Origin of the sequence: Paraburkholderia aspalathi, from assembly GCF_905220735.1 — a bacterium.
Taxonomy (GTDB): domain Bacteria; phylum Pseudomonadota; class Gammaproteobacteria; order Burkholderiales; family Burkholderiaceae; genus Paraburkholderia; species Paraburkholderia aspalathi.
Genome location: NZ_CAJNBA010000003.1, coordinates 256,905 through 273,046, shown reverse-complemented (window position 1 = coordinate 273,046; position 16,142 = coordinate 256,905). Strand labels below are relative to the sequence as shown.

The window sequence follows — 16,142 nt, the reverse complement described above, 5'->3', positions numbered from 1 at the left end:
CTGAAGCACCGCACTCATCGCCTCCACCAAATTCCCTGATCTGACTGACTGGACCACCATGAACACTCGTGAAGAAGCATTGGCGCTGGATCGCGCCGACCCGCTCGCAACGCTGCGCGACCAGTTCGCGCTGTCGTCGACGACCATCTATCTCGACGGCAACTCGCTCGGCGTGCCGCCGGCCGCCGCCGCGCAACGCGCGCAGACCGTGATCGGCGCCGAATGGGGCGAAGGTCTCATCCGCAGCTGGAACACCGCCGGATGGTTCGAATTGCCGCGCCGTCTTGGCAACAAGCTCGCGCCGCTGATCGGCGCCGCTGACAACGAAGTAGTCGTCACCGACACGATTTCGATCAACCTGTTCAAGCTTTTGTCGGCTGCTCTGCGGGTGGCGAATGCGCGCGATCCGAAGCGTCGCGTGATCGTTTCTGAGCGCTCGAATTTCCCGACCGATCTGTATATCGCGCAAGGGCTGATCGAACAGCTCGACCGCGGTTATGAGTTGCGCCTCGTTGATGATCCGTCCGAGTTGCCCGCCGCGATCGGCGACGACACCGCGATCGCGATGATCACTCATGTGAATTACCGCACCGGCTATATGCACGACATGGCCGCACTGACCAAACTGATCCATGACAAAGGCGCGCTCGCCCTGTGGGATCTCGCGCATTCGGCGGGCGCGGTGCCCGTCGACCTGAATGGTGTTGGGGCTGACTACGCGGTCGGCTGTACGTATAAGTATCTGAACGGCGGTCCGGGTTCGCCCGCATTCGTATGGGTGCCGAAGCGGCATCAAAACGATTTTTCGCAGCCGCTGTCCGGTTGGTGGGGGCATCGTGCGCCGTTCAAGATGGACCCGGCGTATCAACCTGACGATGGCATCGGTCGCTTCCTGTGCGGCACGCAACCGATGGTGTCGATGTCGCTCGTCGAATGCGGTCTCGATGTGTTCCTGCAAACGGATATGCAGACGATCCGCGCGAAGTCGCTCGCGTTGACCGATTTGTTTATCGAACTGGTCGAAGCGCGTTGCAGCGAATTTCCTTTGAAGCTTGTAACGCCGCGTGAGCATGCGCAGCGCGGTTCGCATGCGAGCTTCGAGCATCCGCATGGTTACGAAGTGATGCAGGCGTTGATCGCGCGTGGCGTGATTGGCGACTATCGCGAGCCGCATGTGTTGCGGTTTGGCTTTACGCCGCTGTATACGCGCTTTGTCGATGTGTGGGATGCGGTCGAGACGTTGCGCGAGGTGCTTACGCAAGAGACCTGGCGGGCACCTGAATTTGCCGCTCGCGGCGCTGTGACCTAAGGAGCGCGCGATGACCGATCATATGCAAACGCCGGGATTGCCGGAAGAAAAACCGGCGCAAGGGTGTCCGTTTGGGCATGGCAGTGGGGTTGCTCCTTCGGCGTCTGCTACGGCCACTGCCGCCGCCGATTCCGGCGACGGCTGGCATGACGCGCAGCTCGATTTTTCGGAGTCGATGAGTTACGGCGATTATCTTTCGCTAGGGACGGTGCTGGATGCGCAGCATCCGTTGTCGCCGGATCACAACGAGATGCTGTTCATCATCCAGCATCAGACGAGTGAGTTGTGGATGAAGCTCGCGCTGTATGAATTGCGCGCGGCGCTGAAGGCGGTGCATCGCGACGAGTTGCCGCCGGCGTTCAAGATGCTCGCTCGTGTGTCGCGGATCATGGAGCAGCTCGTGCAGGCATGGAGCGTTCTCGCGACGATGACGCCGTCCGAGTACACCGCGATGCGGCCTTATCTGGGTAGCTCTTCCGGGTTCCAGTCTTATCAGTATCGGCAGATTGAGTTTTTGCTCGGCAATAAAAATGAGCAGATGCTGAAGCCGCATGCACATCGGGCAGATGTTCTTGCTGAGGTGACGGCTTCGCTGGAAGCGCCTTCGTTTTACGATGAAGTTGTTCGACTGCTGGCGCGGCGTGGGTTTGCGATTTCACCTTCCAGATTGGATCGGGATTGGACGCAGCCGACTACGCATGATGCTTCCGTTGAGGCGGCGTGGTTGGAGGTTTATCGGAATCCGTCGCAGCATTGGGAGTTGTATGAAATGGCGGAGGAACTTGTCGATCTCGAGGATGCGTTTCGACAGTGGCGGTTCAGGCATGTGACTACGGTTGAACGGATTATTGGGTTCAAGCAAGGCACGGGTGGTACGAGTGGCGCGCCTTATCTCCGGAAGATGCTCGATGTGGTTTTGTTTCCTGAGCTTTGGCATGTGAGGACGATGCTTTAAGCGTCTTCGTTTCGTTGCCAATGCTCGATGCATTGAGCGTGTTCATGCAATGCGCGGTGCACGCGCAGACGCACAGGTCGCAATGTAAAGATTGGTCACAGTTTGTGTTTTTAGCCTGTGTGGTTGATCGTCTTAAAAAACGGTTGGGTTAGATTTCTATGTGCCGTCGGACAAGACGGCTGGGTGTGAGAGCCCGAAGCAACGAAACGCACTACTTCTGAAAGTAGGTAGTGTTCAATCACGCACGCCGTTCCTATGGGCGGGTCGTGGTGAGTGGGCCCAAGGCTCGCCGGTTTCGTTTTGTTGCCCGGTCTCTCAAACTCGCTACGTGCCCGCTCACCCCATCTGTTAGAGAGTGTCGGGCGTTTCAGGAACACATCGGAAATCGCACCATGACCAAAACCACCAAGAAGACTCAAACGGCATCACGACCGCCCGTTGATGCGCTCCAGTACGAAAAGCTCGCACTGTCGGCTTTTGGAGCATGCGATCGACAAATCCGACAGCTTCGAACACTGATCGATCTCGCGGCGAGCATCACCCGATGCCCAGCTACGACGGTTGAAGAAAGACGCAGTGAGCGCAACCTGCTGGAACACCTGCTCTATACCGTCGAGCAATACCAGCAGGAAGTTGAATGCGACCGCGACCTGTACCAGGTGATTGCGCTGGATGCTAAGGGGGTTGCTCATAGTCGCATCACCGCCAAGCTTGCGACGAAGCTTCTCTCGGATGCTGCGGAGGCGGGACGGGAAGCAGCTTCAGCTGCGGCCGAAGCTGAAGCTGCATCAGACAAAGCGGTGACGCGTAAGCGGGAGCGCGTAAGGACTGCTGCGTGCGCGCGGGCTGATGCACAGCAGACGGCAGTGAAGCACTAGGGTGAAGTGGCGGCTACGATGCCGCAGCAAAGCAAAAGGCGCGAATTGTCCGCGCCTTTTTTATGCAAACGCACGAACCACCAGCGCCGAGCAGATAGACCAATCACCTAGCGGTATACCCCCCATCAATCGGCAAACAAACCCCACTAATCATCGAAGCCGCACCGCTCAACAAGAACATAATCGGCGCAGCAACCTCAGCGGACTCCGCGAAGCGGTGCAGCGGAATCGCCTTCAACGCAGGATCGCGTTTCGCAGGATCACTCCACGCCTGCACGGCCATTGGCGTCAACGTCACCGTAGGATTGACGCTATTCACCCGAATACCGTATGGCCCCAACTCGACACACAAAGCCCGCGTCACAGCATCGAGCGCAGCCTTCGAAGCCGAATAACTCAAATGGTCATCCAGCGCCACGAGCGCAGCCTGACTGGAAACATTCACGATACTGCCAGCGCGCTTCGCATCGATCATCCCGCGAGCCACATGCTTCGCAACCAGCACCGCCCCGCGCGCATTCACCGCCATCACGCGATCAAAACTCGTGCCGGTCGTATCCACCGCACGCTCAAGCAAAGCAATCCCCGCACAGTTCACGAGCCCATCAAACGCATCGAGCGAACCCAATGCATCATCAATAGCGGACTCATCGCTCACATCTAGCATCATCGGCTCGCAGCCCGTTTCCTCAGCCAACCGCGCAAGCTCATTCACATTCCGCGCCGCGGCGACCACACTCGCGCCGGAAGCACACAACGCTTCCACCGTTGCGCGCCCAATTCCACTCGACGCACCCGTCACAAGAATCGAGCGGCCAGAAAAATCAAAAGTAGCATTCATGATGTCTGCAACCGATGCATGACCGGCTTCAACGCCGGATACAAATCCCTATAAACGCCGAACCGTTGCTCATACAACGCCATCCGTTGCGCGTTCGGCTCTGCACGTTCAATCAGCGTGACCCATCCGTTCTGCGCTTCTTCACGCGATACCAGGCCAACACCGACACCCGCCAGCAACGCCGCGCCCATGGCCGCCTCCACGTCCTGCTCGATCGTGTAGACCGGATAGCCGGTAATGTCCGCAATGATCTGCATCCACAAATCCGAATGCGCGGCGCCGCCCACGACGATCAACTTGTCATCCAACGATTGCGCGCCTTTACGTCCCGCTTCGATGTTGTGCTTCAACGCGAACGACACGCCCTCCAGCACCGCACGATACAGATGTGCCCGCGTGTGATACAGGCTCAGGCCGACAAACGCCCCACTCGCCTTCGCATCCCACACGGGGCTTCGTTCTCCCATCAAATACGGCAAGAACATCACACCATCAGAGCCTGCGGGAATCTGAGAAGCACTTTCTTCAAGCAAGCGATGCGGATCCCCATTCGGCATCGCACGCGCCGCCTCGGTCTCCGCATGACAAAACTGCTCGCGATACCACGTCACCGAAGCGCCCGCCGTAATCGCACCACCGAAGACATAAATATCGCGCTGACCGTTGAACACATGCGGCATGCTGATCAACCCATGCCGCGCATCGACTGTCTGGTTGATATACCCCCAGCACATACTCGTACCGATCATCGCAACGTGCTGCCCAGCACGCGTGACTCCCGCGGCAAACGTCGCCACCGCAGCATCCACGCCGCCCGCAACGATCGCCGTGCCCGCCTCCAATCCAAGCTGCCCGGTCCACTGCGACAACAACCCGCCCACCACGTCCGACGATTCCACCAACCGCTCCGGCATCATCGTTGCGGGAATGCCGAGCATGTCGAGCGCTTCGTCCGACCAGTCGCGTTTCGCGATATCGTAGATGCCGCCGATATTGCCCGCCGAACTATGATCGACGGCGACCTCACCGGACAGCATATAAATCACATAGGCATTCGGCGGCAGGAAGTAACGCGTATGCGCCCAGATTTCCGGCTCGTGATCGCGCAACCACAGCATCTTCGTGTAACCGTAGTAGCTGTCCACACCGTTGCCCGTGATCGCATACAAGCGCTCGAGGTCGATGTTTTTACGAACCCACTCGACCTGATCGGTCGCACGCCGGTCCATCCAGATCAGGCACGGATAAAGCGGCCGCATATCACTATCGACGGGAATCCCCGAGCCGCCATACAGACTGCTCACGCATACCGCCTTGATCGACTTCGCCGCAACGCCCGCCTCCTTCGCCTTACGCACGCAAGCCGCAATACACTCCACCACCGCCTTCAACCACACTGCCGGCCATTGCTCGGCCCATAGCGGCTTGGGTGTATCCGGCTGATAGCTCGACGCATGCTGCGCGACGATCGCGCCGTGTTGATCGACCAGCAAACCCTTTGTGCTCTGCGTGCCGATATCGACGCCGATGACGTAGTCCATACAGTCTCCGTTTATATGCCGCTCGTCCTTGCCGCGCGCCGCGCCAAGCGCTCAGCTCAGGCACGCGGCTTCATCAATACCTTGATCGAATCGAGCGAGTTAGCGACCTTGATCGCTTCGTCCCATTCTTCCAGCGAAAAGCCGTGCGTGACAATACCCTTCGACGTCACGAGCCCGCGCGCCAGCAAATCGATCGCAATCGGATAACAGTATGGACCCAGATGCGCGCCGCGCACATCGAGTTCCTTGCGGTCGCCGATCACCGACCAGTCCAACGTCGTATCCGCACCGAACACGGAAAACTCGACGAAGCGCCCAAGCTTGCGAATCATCTCCATGCCCTGATTGACGCCGATCGGCGCGCCGGTGGTTTCGATGTAGACGTCGCAACCATAGCCATCGGTCAGCGAATGAACGATCGCCAGTGCGTCTTCCTGTTTCGGATTGATCGTCACGTCCGCGCCGTATTCACGCGCAAGTGCCAGACGCTCTTCAACCAGATCGATCACGACGAGCTTCTTCGGCGTTTTCAGATGCGCGACTTGCGTCATCATCAGACCAAGCGGACCCGCACCGGCAATCACTACCACATCGTCGAGTTGCAAATCACCGCGGTTCACCGTGTGGATCGCGCAAGCAAGCGGTTCAATGATCGCCGCGTCTTCGAGCGAGATGCCGTCGGGAATCTTATGGACGATTGCGGTCGGCGGAATGCGCATGTACTCGGCCATGCCACCGTCCGCGACTTCGCGCTGGAAGCCGAAGATGTTGTGCACCTCACACATCCAGTACTGTCCGGATTTGCAATAACGGCACTTGCCGCACGGTACGATCTGTTCGGCAATCACACGGTCGCCGATCTTCACGCCGAAGTGATCGGCCGCACCCTCGCCGATTTCTTCGACGAAACCGAAGAACTCGTGGCCCGGAATCACCGGCGCTTTGACCCATGGGCTTGGGCCGCCCCAAAACATCTTCGCGCCCGAATGACATTTACAGTCGCTCGCGCAGATGCCGCACGCGGCGATGCGGATCACCAGCTCATGCGCGCGGGCCTTTGGCTTGGACACCTGTTCGACGCGATAGTCTTTCGGTGCGTGGCAGACGATCGCCGTCATTTCCTGCTTATCGGATTGCGTGGATTGAGTCATTGCATGGTCCTGCTAAAAGGAGGTCGTTTAAGAGTTACTTTCTACGGTCGCGGCTGATGTAGATCGCCAGCAAAATAATTCCGCCCTTGATCACGTTCTGCACATAAGGATTCACGCCAACCATGTTCAGGCCGTTGTTCAACACGCCCAGCAGCAATGCACCGATCAGAGTGCCGATGATCGAGCCGCGTCCACCGGAAATCGAGGTACCGCCCATCACCACGGCAGCGATGGCATCGAGTTCGAAACCGACGCCTGCGTTCGGCTGACCACTCATCAAACGAGCGGTCAACACGATCGCGGCAAAGGAGGACGTCAAACCGGCAATCGAGTAGACGATCAGCTTCACGCGAGCCACACGCACACCGGACAGACGCGTCGCCTGTTCGTTGCCGCCAATCGCATACACGTAGCGGCCGAACGGCATCCGTTCGAGCAATACCCAGGCAATCGCATAGATCACCACCATGATCACGACCGGCGCCTGAATACCGAGAATCTTGCCGCTGCCGAAGAAACTGACCCACTCAGGCAGGCCATCGATTGGATAACCACCCGTGTAGATCAGCGCGAGGCCACGAGCAATCCCCATCGTCGCGAGCGTGACGATGATCGGCGGCATACCGGCGAACGCGACGAAGAATCCGTTCGCAGCGCCGAAGCCCAAACCGACTGCGATACCGACCGCCAACGCAGCAACTGCGTTCATCCCGGCCACCATCAAGCCCGCGGCGAGCGTGCCCGCCAAAGCCATCACGGAGCCGACCGACAGATCGATACCTCCAGTGAGAATCACGCACGTCATCCCGACAGCAATGATCGCGTTGATCGACACCTGGCGCAGCACGTTCTCCAGATTCGCAGCGGAGAGAAAACTGTCGCTCGCGAATACCATCACGATGCACACCACCAGCAGGCCGATGAACGGATAGAACAGCGTCGAGCGTTTCAACGCGGCCCACGTAAAGCGCACCGGTGCGCCCGGCGTGTCACTACTGACAGTCGACGTTTTCGGCGATGAAGAAGGATTAGGCGTGTTCATGAGCTGCTCCACGGGTGCCGGCTGTTGCATAGGTCATCACGGCGTTCGAGTCGATCTCGCCGCCTTCGAGCATCGCTTCGATGCGGCCCTGTCGGAACACGGCGACGCGGTCGCACATGCCGACGATCTCCGGCAGTTCGGACGAGATCATGATGATCGAGTAGCCGCGCGCGGTGAGTTCGCGCATCAGCAGATAGATTTCGGCTTTGGCGCCGACGTCGATGCCGCGCGTCGGTTCGTCGAAGATGAGAATGTTGGTGTGGTGATTCAGCCAACGCGCGATCACCACCTTTTGCTGATTGCCGCCTGAGAGCGTCGCGACTTCGGTGTGCATCGTCGGAGCTTTGACGCCGACGCGCTTCATGATGTCCGCAGTCGCGCGCGCTTCGCTCCGCTGATCGATGAAGAAACGTAGCGAGCGGTATTTGCCGAGGTTGTTGATCGAGATGTTCTGCTTGATCGAGAAATCGGTGATCAGACCTTCGGTCTTGCGGCTCTCGGGAAGAATGCCGACGCCTGCGCGCAGGGCATCGGCGGGATCGGATAGTTTTTCGGCTGTGCCGTTGATGCGGATTTCTTTCACATAAGCCGGGTCAGCGCCGATCACTGCCAGCGCTGTCTCCGTGCGGCCCGAACCGACCAGTCCCGCGAAGCCGAGAATCTCGCCTTCACGCAAATTGAAGCTCAGCACCGGACTATCTTTCAGCAACTGCAGCTTTTCGACGTCGAGCACGATCTTCGCATCGGTACGCAGTGGAGGCTTCGGCGGAAAGCTGTTTTCGATGCGACGCCCCACCATCATTTCGACGAGACGGCTCACATCGGATTGCGCGACCTCCGTCATGCCGACGTACTGACCGTCGCGCAATACGGTAATGCGATCGCAAACCTCGAAGATCTCTTCCAGGTGATGCGAGATAAAGATCATCGCGACGCCCTGCGTCTTCAGGTCACGCATGATCGCAAACAGGTGTTCCGCTTCGGCAGGTGTGAGCGTCGCAGTCGGCTCATCCAGAATCAGAATGCGTGCCTCTAAAGACAACGCCTTGCCTATTTCAACGAACTGCTGCTGCGCGACCGACAACTCCCGAATCGGCACCGACAAGTCGATCGCCACGCCCAGCCGTTGAAAAATCGCCGCAGCTACGCGCCGCATCTTGCCGCGTTCAAGCAAACCCAAACCGTTCTTCAATTCACGGCCGAGAAACATGTTCTCAACCGCGTTCAGATACGGAATCAGGCTGAACTCCTGAAACACGATACCCACGCCCGCGGCGACCGCATCGTGGTAGTTCGTGAAGTGCCGCACTTCGCCCGCGATCGTGATCGTGCCTTCATCCGGCTGATAGATGCCGCACAGAATTTTCATCAACGTGGATTTACCCGCGCCGTTTTCGCCGAGCAACGCGTGAATCTCACCGCGTGCGATTTCCAGGTGAATGCCTTGCAACGCCTTCACACCGGGAAAGCTTTTGGTGATGTTGTCGAGCTTGAGTATCGTGTCCATCGGGTCCTCCTCTGCTGCTCGTCGCCATGTTCATCGAAGAAGCACATGCACATGGCAACGAGCATTCGGCTTACCAGCTGAAGCCCTTGGCATTGCTCTTGTCGATCATCTTCACGTCGACCGGAATCGCCTTCGGCACATTGGCGCCCCACTTCTTCGCGAGCGCAATGCCGAGCGCGATACGCACCTGGTCGGCCGGGAACTGCGCGGACGTTTCGATGAACTTCGAATTCGGCTTCTGGATCGCGGCAATCGCTTCCGGCGCACCGTCGACGCTGGTCAGCTTGATATCCTTGCCCGACGATTCGATCGCCGAGAGCGCGCCCATCGAGCCACCGTCGTTCACGCTGAACACGCCCTTCAGATTCGGATGCGCCTGAATCATGTTCTCGGTGACGGACAACGCAGTCGCGCGTTCCTGCTTACCGTTCTGCGTATCCACGAGTTTGATGCCCGGCACTTTCGCGAGCGCCGCCTTGCAGCCCCGCACACGCTCGAGAATCGGCACCACCGGAATGCCATCGAGGATCGCCACCTCGCCGCTGCCGCCAATCGACTTCGCCAGATACTCACAGGCCATCTCACCCGCATCGTAATTCTTCGACCCGACGAACGAATCGACCGGACCGTTCGCATTCGCATCAACGGCGACCACCACCACGCCCGCCTTCTTCGCCGACGTCACCGCGGATTGAATGCCGGTCGAATCGGTCGGATTCACGAGCAGGATGTCGATCTTCTTTTGCAGCATATCTTCGACGTCGCTGACCTGCTTGCTGACGTCATGATGCGCGTCGGTCACGACCACCGTTGCACCAATCGACGCCGCCGCATCGTTCAGCGCCTTTTGCATCGTCACGAAGTACGGGTTGTTCAGTTCCTGAAACGTCATGCCGATCTTCAGCGGCGCGGCTTGTGCTGCCGGCGCGGCGATAAACGAAAGACCGAATGCAAGCGTCGCCAACGTAACCGTGCTACGCGCGAAGGTCTTCAACGATGTCTGCTTCGAAGTGGATTGCGTCATGGTTGTCTCCGTTATTAAAACTGTTCGATGAGATGAGCACGTCCCTCACGCTGTCTGTGGACAGCGCGATAGGCGTTAAAGCGGGTGAAGTAAAACGCTTCGGCAAGAAGCCTGGTGGAGAACTACGTCGGTGGATAAGCAGCCGCGGCGCTGCGTGGCAAACCTGGCGCAAGCACGATCGCAGGCGCATTGTCGATGCCGGCGCCGCGCGCGGCAGCTTCTTCGGAAGCGTCGCGGCTCGCATCGTTCAGTTGCTGATAACGGCGGAATTTAGAAGGCGCCATGCCTTTGACCGCGAGGAACTGCCGGTTGAAATTCGACAGGTTGTTAAAGCCCGCCTTGAAGCAGATATCGGTGACGCTCAGTTCTTCGTCCGTGAGCAATTGGCATGCGAGATTGATACGCATGCGGTTCACGTACTGCACAAACGGCAGCCCGGTATGACGGCGGAAGTAACGCGAGAACGCACTCACGCTTTGCCCGGCGAGTTGCGCCAGATCCGATTCGCGCAGATCGTTGGACAGGTTCTTGCCGATGTACGAGAGCGCGTGATTGATGCGCGTCGACGCGAAACCGGTCGGATCGGCCTGATAGGCGGGACTCGCGAGCGTCTCGCGGTCCTCGGCGTTCATCAGGATCTCGAGCATCGACATGAACAGCACGAGACGGCGCAGTCCGCGCGCGGCCAGCAATTCGAGGAACAACGGCTGGATCGCTGCACTCGTTTCCGCACCGAACGACACGCCACGGCGCGAATCGGCAAGCAATGCTTCGACCTGGCGCCACTCAGGAAAACTGCCCATGCAACTCGACACGAACTCCTGCCCGAACTGAACGACCAGATTGCGCTGCGCAATCGTCTCGCCCTCCGGCACGTCGCTAACCCAGTTGTGCGGCAGGTTCGGCCCCATCAACACGAGGTTGCCAGGCGTAAAGCTGCTGATGTGATCGCCGACGAACATCTTGCCGGTCGTCGCCACGATCAAGTGAATTTCGTATTCCGGGTGAAAGTGCCAACGCACCGTGCGATACGGATAGCCGTGCGACCACACTTTGAAGGATTCGTCGCGCCGTACGGCGACGACTTCCAGATCGGGTTGCATTCGCGTCTTCCTCCATGAAGCGGCGTGCTGCGGGTGCCGCTGAACTTCATCTTGTATAGCGAAAAGTAGCCCTCTAGCGGCTGATCCACCACTAAAAATCAAACCGCAGACCGATACTTTTTTGCATTCGGGTTAGTCCTGGCGCGGTGAAAGTCAAATTTGATGCAATGCAATACGCACCGCGAGACACGTCCCATAACGCCCCGGCGTCACACGAGTCACGCCGGAAGTCCCGCCACGCCGCGCTGCGCCACGAAAAGCCCGCTACGTCGCCTTGACATTCGTTCCGCCGGGTACGATCATTCGCTCACAGACAGAGCAAATGCTCCACCCCAAGAAAAAACGCACGCGCCGAGCCGTGCGATCAAGGACACTCAGGAGACGCACATGAACAGCGGGCAAGGCAGCGGCGCGGCCGCACACGTGATCCTGCACATCGGCGCGGGATCGTTTCATCGCGCGCATCAGGCGTGGTATCTCCATCGGTTGAACGAGGCGAAGGTGGCGGGCGAACCGCACTGGTCGCTGACGGTGGGCAATATCCGCAGCGACATGAACGCGGTGCTCGACGCGCTCGCCGCGCAAAACGGCGTCTATACACTCGAGACCGTCACGCCGCAGGGCGAGCGCGCGTACGAGACGATTCGTTCGATCGAGCGCGTGGTACCGTGGACCGAGAGTCTCGATGCGCTGATCGACGCGGGCGCCGATCCGGCCTGCAAGATCATTGCGTTCACCGTGACCGAAGGCGGCTATTACCTCGACGAAGACGACGAACTCGACACGGCCAACGCCGATCTCGCGGCTGACCTGAAAGGCGGTCACACCACGATTTACGGCGCGCTCGCGGCAATTCTCGACGCACGCATGAAGCGCGGCGCCGGCCCGGTCACGCTGCAGACCTGCGATAACCTGCGCAGCAACGGCGAGCGTTTTCATGCAGGTATGAGCGAGTTTCTCGAACGGCGCGGCGCGGACGATCTGGCGCAATGGTTCGACGACAACACCGCGTGCCCGAGTTCGATGGTCGACCGCATTACGCCGCGCCCGACGCCCGACGTGCGCGAACGGGTCAAAGCCGCCACCGGTGTCGACGATGCCTGCCCGGTGATGGGCGAATCCTTCATCCAATGGGTGATCGAGGATCGCTTCATCGCCGGACGCCCCGCGTGGGAAAAGGTCGGCGCGGAACTGGTCGACTCGGTGCTGCCGTACGAAGAAGCGAAGATCCGCATCCTCAACGCCACGCATAGCTGCATTGCGTGGGCAGGCACGCTGGTCGGACTGACCTACATCCACGAAGGCACGCTCGATCCGGACATCAACAAATTCGCCTTCGACTACGTGACCGAAGACGTGATTCCGTGCCTCACGCCGAGTCCACTCGATCTCGAACGCTATCGCGACGTGGTGCTCGAACGCTTCGGCAATCCCTACATCCAGGACACCAACCAGCGCGTCGCGGCCGATGGCTTTTCGAAGCTGCCAGGCTTTATCGCACCGACGCTCGCCGAATGCTTCGAACGTGGCGTTACGCCTTCGGCGACGGCGATGTTGCCGGCGCTGTTCTTCCGCTTCCTCGAACGCTGGAACGCCGGCACGTTGCCGTATGCGTATCAGGATGGCGTGATGGATGAAAAAGTTGCGCGCGGCTTCTTTAGCGCGCCGGATCCGTTGCAGGCGTTCGCCGCTGACCGGCTGCTCTGGGGCAGCATGGCGCAGACACCTGAGCTGGAATCGGCGTTGGCGGGCGCCTTGGCGCGCGTCGACGTCTGGCTGGCCAAACGCGGCGCAGCCTGACCCGCGCAGTATCGAACCACGCGAAACACGCCGGTGCCAGGCTTAATGCGCATGGCACCGCGCGCCATGTGCGGCTAAAGTAGCGCATCCCTAACGACGAAGGTTTCGCGCCCATGTATCTCGGCATCGACCTCGGCACGTCCGAAGTGAAAGTCCTGCTGCTCGCCTCCGATGGACGCGTGATCGGCACCGCAGGCTCACCCTTTACCGTTTCGCGTCCGCATCAGCGCTGGGCCGAACAGAATCCCGAAGATTGGTGGGCCGGCACGCGCACGGCGCTGGCCGCGTTGCGCGCCAAACATCCGGACGAGTTCGCGCAGATTCGCGGCATCGGCCTCTCGGGGCAGATGCACGGCGCCGTGCTGCTGGATGCGCAGGACCGCGTATTGCGGCCCGCGATCCTGTGGAACGACATGCGCAGCGACAAGGAGTGCGCGGAGCTGACCGAGCGCGCGCCGGACTTGCACACCGTGGCCGGCAATCTCGCGATGCCCGGATTCACCGCGCCGAAGCTGCTATGGGTGGCGCACCACGAGCCGGAAATCTTCGCGCAGACCGCCTGCGTACTGCTGCCGAAGGATTACCTGCGCCTGCAACTGACCGGCGGCAAGGTGTCCGATCCATCGGATGCAGCCGGCACGTTGTGGCTCGACGTCGCCAAACGCGACTGGTCCGATTCGCTGCTCGCCGCCTGCAACATGACACGCGCGCAGATGCCGGCCTTGTGCGAAGGCAGCGAGCCATCCGGCACCCTGCTTCCCGCGGTGGCGCGCGAGTTCGGTTTGAGCGACGGAGTGATCGTCGCGGCCGGCGGTGGCGACAATGCCACCAGCGCAATCGGCATCGGCGCGACGCAACCGGGCGACGGCTTCGTTTCGCTCGGCACCTCGGGTGTGCTGTGCGTGGTCGGCGACAGCTTCCGGCCGAATCCCGCTTCGGCCGTGCACGCGTTCTGTCACGCGATCCCGGATCGCTGGCATCAAATGAGCGTGGTGCTGTCAGCGGCAAGCTGTTTGCGCTGGGTCTGCAAGCTCACCTCCACCGACGAGCCGACGCTGCTCGCCGAAATCGAAGCGCTGCCAGCGGAAGCGTTGACCACTGCCCCACTCTTTCTGCCTTATCTGTCCGGTGAACGCACGCCGCACAACGACCCGTATGCGCAGGGCGTGTTCTTCGGCATGAATCACGCGACCGACCGCGCCTTGCTCGGCTACGCCGTGCTCGAAGGCGTGACGCTCGCGCTCACCGACGGCCTCGATGCGTTGCGCGCGGCCGGCACCGAAGCGAAGGCGCTGTCCCTGCTCGGCGGCGGTGCGCGCAGCGACTACTGGGCGCAACTGCTCGCCGATGCGCTCGACACCGCCACCCGCAAGCACGGCGGCGGCGAAACCGGCGCGGCGCTCGGCGCGGCCCGCCTCGGCTGGCTGGCGGCGGGCGGCGACCCGGCCAAGGTGCTGAGCAAGCCGCCGATCGAAAAGGAGTTCACGCCGAACCCGCGCCGGCACGCCGAACTGCGCACCCGGCTCGAAGCGTATCGCGCGCTCTACCGCCACGTGCGGCCGCTGTTCGACCCCGCGCGACAACCGCTCGCCTGACCGGCAAAGCACAGCCGGTTCCCGTTGAGACGCGGGAACCGGCTGCTATCATCGGCGCACTTCAAGCGAACCGTCACCGTGCCCAAGTCCACAGAAAAATTAGACCTTGCTACCCGCGCCGCGTGGCTTTACTACGTCGCAGGCAACACCCAGAACGAGATCGCCGAAAAACTCCAGGTGTCGCGCCCGGTCGCACAGCGGCTGGTGGCCTTCGCGGTCGAAAAGAACCTGATTCGCGTACGCGTCGATCACAAACTGGCGGATTGCCTCGCGCTCGCCGATCAACTCTCGAAGCGCTACGGCCTGAGCATGTGCGAAGTCGTACCGATCGACAGCGATACCTCGGAAGAAGTCGACCGCAAGCTGGCGGTGGCCGGCGCGCAAGTCATGGAACGCTATCTGGTCGAAGAAAAACCGATGGTGGTCGCCGTGGGCAGCGGCCGTACGTTGAAGGCCGCGGTCGATCAGATCGCCCAGCTGGAGCGTCCGCAGCACCGGTTGGTATCGATGGTTGGGGCGATCGCCCAGGACGGCTCCTCGAACCGCTACGACGTCGCGCTGCACATTTCGGAGAAGACCGGCGGCAAGCATTTTCTGCTGCCCGCGCCGTTGCTCGCCGATAGCGAGGCCGAACGCGCGCAGTGGTGCAATCACCGGCTCTACCGGATCGTCGAATCGCTATTGGCCAAGGCGGATGTCGCGTTCGTCGGCGTCGGTAATATCGGACCGAAATGTCCGTTGCACGAGGACGGCTTCATCACTTCCGCGGAGGTGAAGGAGTTGATGCAGAACCGTGCGGTGGCCGAAATGCTCGGCCTGCCGATCGATGCCGCCGGCGCGCACGTCGAATCGCCGACCGGCCGGCGCGTCACCAGCATTGCGCTCGACTCGCCGCCGCGGCGTCCTACCATCGGCTTTGCCGGCGGTGAACGCAAGCGCGAGGCGCTGATTGCGGTGCTTAAAGGCGGTTGGCTGTCGGGACTGGTGACTGACGAGTTGTGTGCACGGGCGGCGCTCGAAGCGGCGGCTTAACCAGCCTGTAGGCGAGACTTAGAGGCCTGGCCTAGAAGCGCCCCACCGCCGCGCTACAACACCGGCAGCCCTTCCGTGATGATGATGCGGTACTCGCCGCCCTGCAGGCGCGTCTCGCTGACCGCCTGATACGCCGGGCTGCGATACCACGCGATCGCTTCGTCGTAACTGGGGAACTCGAGGATCAGGATTTCGTCGATCGGCGGACCCTCCACCACTTCTTTCCGCCCGTGGCTCGCGAGCACCATGACCGCGTGCTTCTCGAAGACTGCGGGCGCGTCCTGTTTGTATGCTTCCAGTTTGGCGGGGTCGAGCGTTTTCTCTCGCGTGATGACGACGTAGGCGGGCATGAATGTTTCCTGAG

The 16,142-nt window shown here is 60.6% G+C and carries 14 protein-coding genes; 6 read left to right on the top strand and 8 right to left on the bottom strand.

Going from position 1 to position 16,142, the window contains the following annotated elements; all coding sequences use genetic code 11:
* The first annotated feature begins 58 nt into the window (after positions 1–58).
* The 3 genes from kynU (at position 59) to KHO30_RS20050 (ending at position 3,142) form a co-directional block, all read left to right on the top strand.
* Positions 59–1,309, top strand: coding sequence for a kynureninase (kynU, locus tag KHO30_RS20060; protein ID WP_211701977.1), 1,251 nt, complete (start codon positions 59–61; stop codon positions 1,307–1,309).
* A 10-nt stretch (positions 1,310–1,319) separates the two neighbouring features.
* Positions 1,320–2,264 carry a tryptophan 2,3-dioxygenase gene (gene kynA, locus KHO30_RS20055; protein WP_211701975.1) on the top strand — a complete coding sequence of 315 codons (945 nt, stop codon included), beginning with the start codon at positions 1,320–1,322 and terminating at the stop codon, positions 2,262–2,264.
* Positions 2,265–2,656: 392 nt separating this feature from the next.
* A complete protein-coding gene (locus KHO30_RS20050; protein WP_211701974.1) occupies positions 2,657–3,142 on the top strand; it encodes a hypothetical protein in 486 nt (161 codons plus the stop codon).
* Between the two features lie 103 nt (positions 3,143–3,245).
* Here KHO30_RS20050 and KHO30_RS20045 read toward each other — a convergent pair whose 3' ends face one another.
* From KHO30_RS20045 to KHO30_RS20015, 7 genes are all read right to left on the bottom strand, one after another.
* Entirely contained in the window at positions 3,246–3,983 is a 738-nt protein-coding gene (locus KHO30_RS20045; RefSeq protein WP_211701973.1) for an SDR family oxidoreductase, read from the bottom strand.
* Positions 3,980–5,524: an FGGY-family carbohydrate kinase gene (locus KHO30_RS20040; protein WP_211701968.1), complete on the bottom strand. Its 1,545-nt coding sequence runs from the start codon at positions 5,522–5,524 to the stop codon at positions 3,980–3,982. The genes KHO30_RS20045 and KHO30_RS20040 overlap by 4 nt, the downstream gene beginning before the upstream one ends.
* A 56-nt stretch (positions 5,525–5,580) precedes the next feature.
* Entirely contained in the window at positions 5,581–6,675 is a 1,095-nt protein-coding gene (locus KHO30_RS20035) for an alcohol dehydrogenase catalytic domain-containing protein (RefSeq protein WP_211701966.1), read from the bottom strand.
* A 34-nt stretch (positions 6,676–6,709) separates the two neighbouring features.
* Positions 6,710–7,717 (bottom strand): ABC transporter permease, encoded by a 1,008-nt coding sequence (locus KHO30_RS20030; protein ID WP_054034672.1) that lies wholly within the window; start codon positions 7,715–7,717, stop codon positions 6,710–6,712.
* Positions 7,704–9,224, bottom strand: a complete 1,521-nt coding sequence (locus tag KHO30_RS20025; RefSeq protein ID WP_211701964.1) for a sugar ABC transporter ATP-binding protein — start codon at positions 9,222–9,224, stop codon at positions 7,704–7,706. The genes KHO30_RS20030 and KHO30_RS20025 overlap by 14 nt, the downstream gene beginning before the upstream one ends.
* Positions 9,225–9,294: 70 nt before the next feature.
* On the bottom strand, positions 9,295–10,248 hold the full coding sequence (locus KHO30_RS20020; protein ID WP_211701962.1) for an ABC transporter substrate-binding protein: 954 nt from the start codon (positions 10,246–10,248) through the stop codon (positions 9,295–9,297).
* Between the two features lie 122 nt (positions 10,249–10,370).
* On the bottom strand, positions 10,371–11,351 hold the full coding sequence (locus KHO30_RS20015; RefSeq protein WP_093635656.1) for an AraC family transcriptional regulator: 981 nt from the start codon (positions 11,349–11,351) through the stop codon (positions 10,371–10,373).
* Positions 11,352–11,738: 387 nt separating this feature from the next.
* Between KHO30_RS20015 and dalD the strand changes: the two genes are divergently transcribed.
* From dalD to KHO30_RS20000, 3 genes are all read left to right on the top strand, one after another.
* A complete protein-coding gene (dalD, locus tag KHO30_RS20010; RefSeq protein ID WP_211701960.1) occupies positions 11,739–13,151 on the top strand; it encodes a D-arabinitol 4-dehydrogenase in 1,413 nt (470 codons plus the stop codon).
* A gap of 113 nt (positions 13,152–13,264) precedes the next feature.
* Positions 13,265–14,746, top strand: a complete 1,482-nt coding sequence (gene xylB, locus KHO30_RS20005; protein WP_200618228.1) for a xylulokinase — start codon at positions 13,265–13,267, stop codon at positions 14,744–14,746.
* Positions 14,747–14,824: 78 nt separating this feature from the next.
* The gene (locus KHO30_RS20000) at positions 14,825–15,778 is read left to right on the top strand and encodes a sugar-binding transcriptional regulator (RefSeq protein ID WP_054034353.1); all 954 of its coding nucleotides are present in this window, start codon (positions 14,825–14,827) and stop codon (positions 15,776–15,778) included.
* A 53-nt stretch (positions 15,779–15,831) separates the two neighbouring features.
* Here the strand turns inward: KHO30_RS20000 and KHO30_RS19995 are convergent, their stop codons facing one another.
* Positions 15,832–16,128: a DUF1330 domain-containing protein gene (locus KHO30_RS19995; protein ID WP_054034356.1), complete on the bottom strand. Its 297-nt coding sequence runs from the start codon at positions 16,126–16,128 to the stop codon at positions 15,832–15,834.
* Positions 16,129–16,142: the final 14 nt, after the last annotated feature.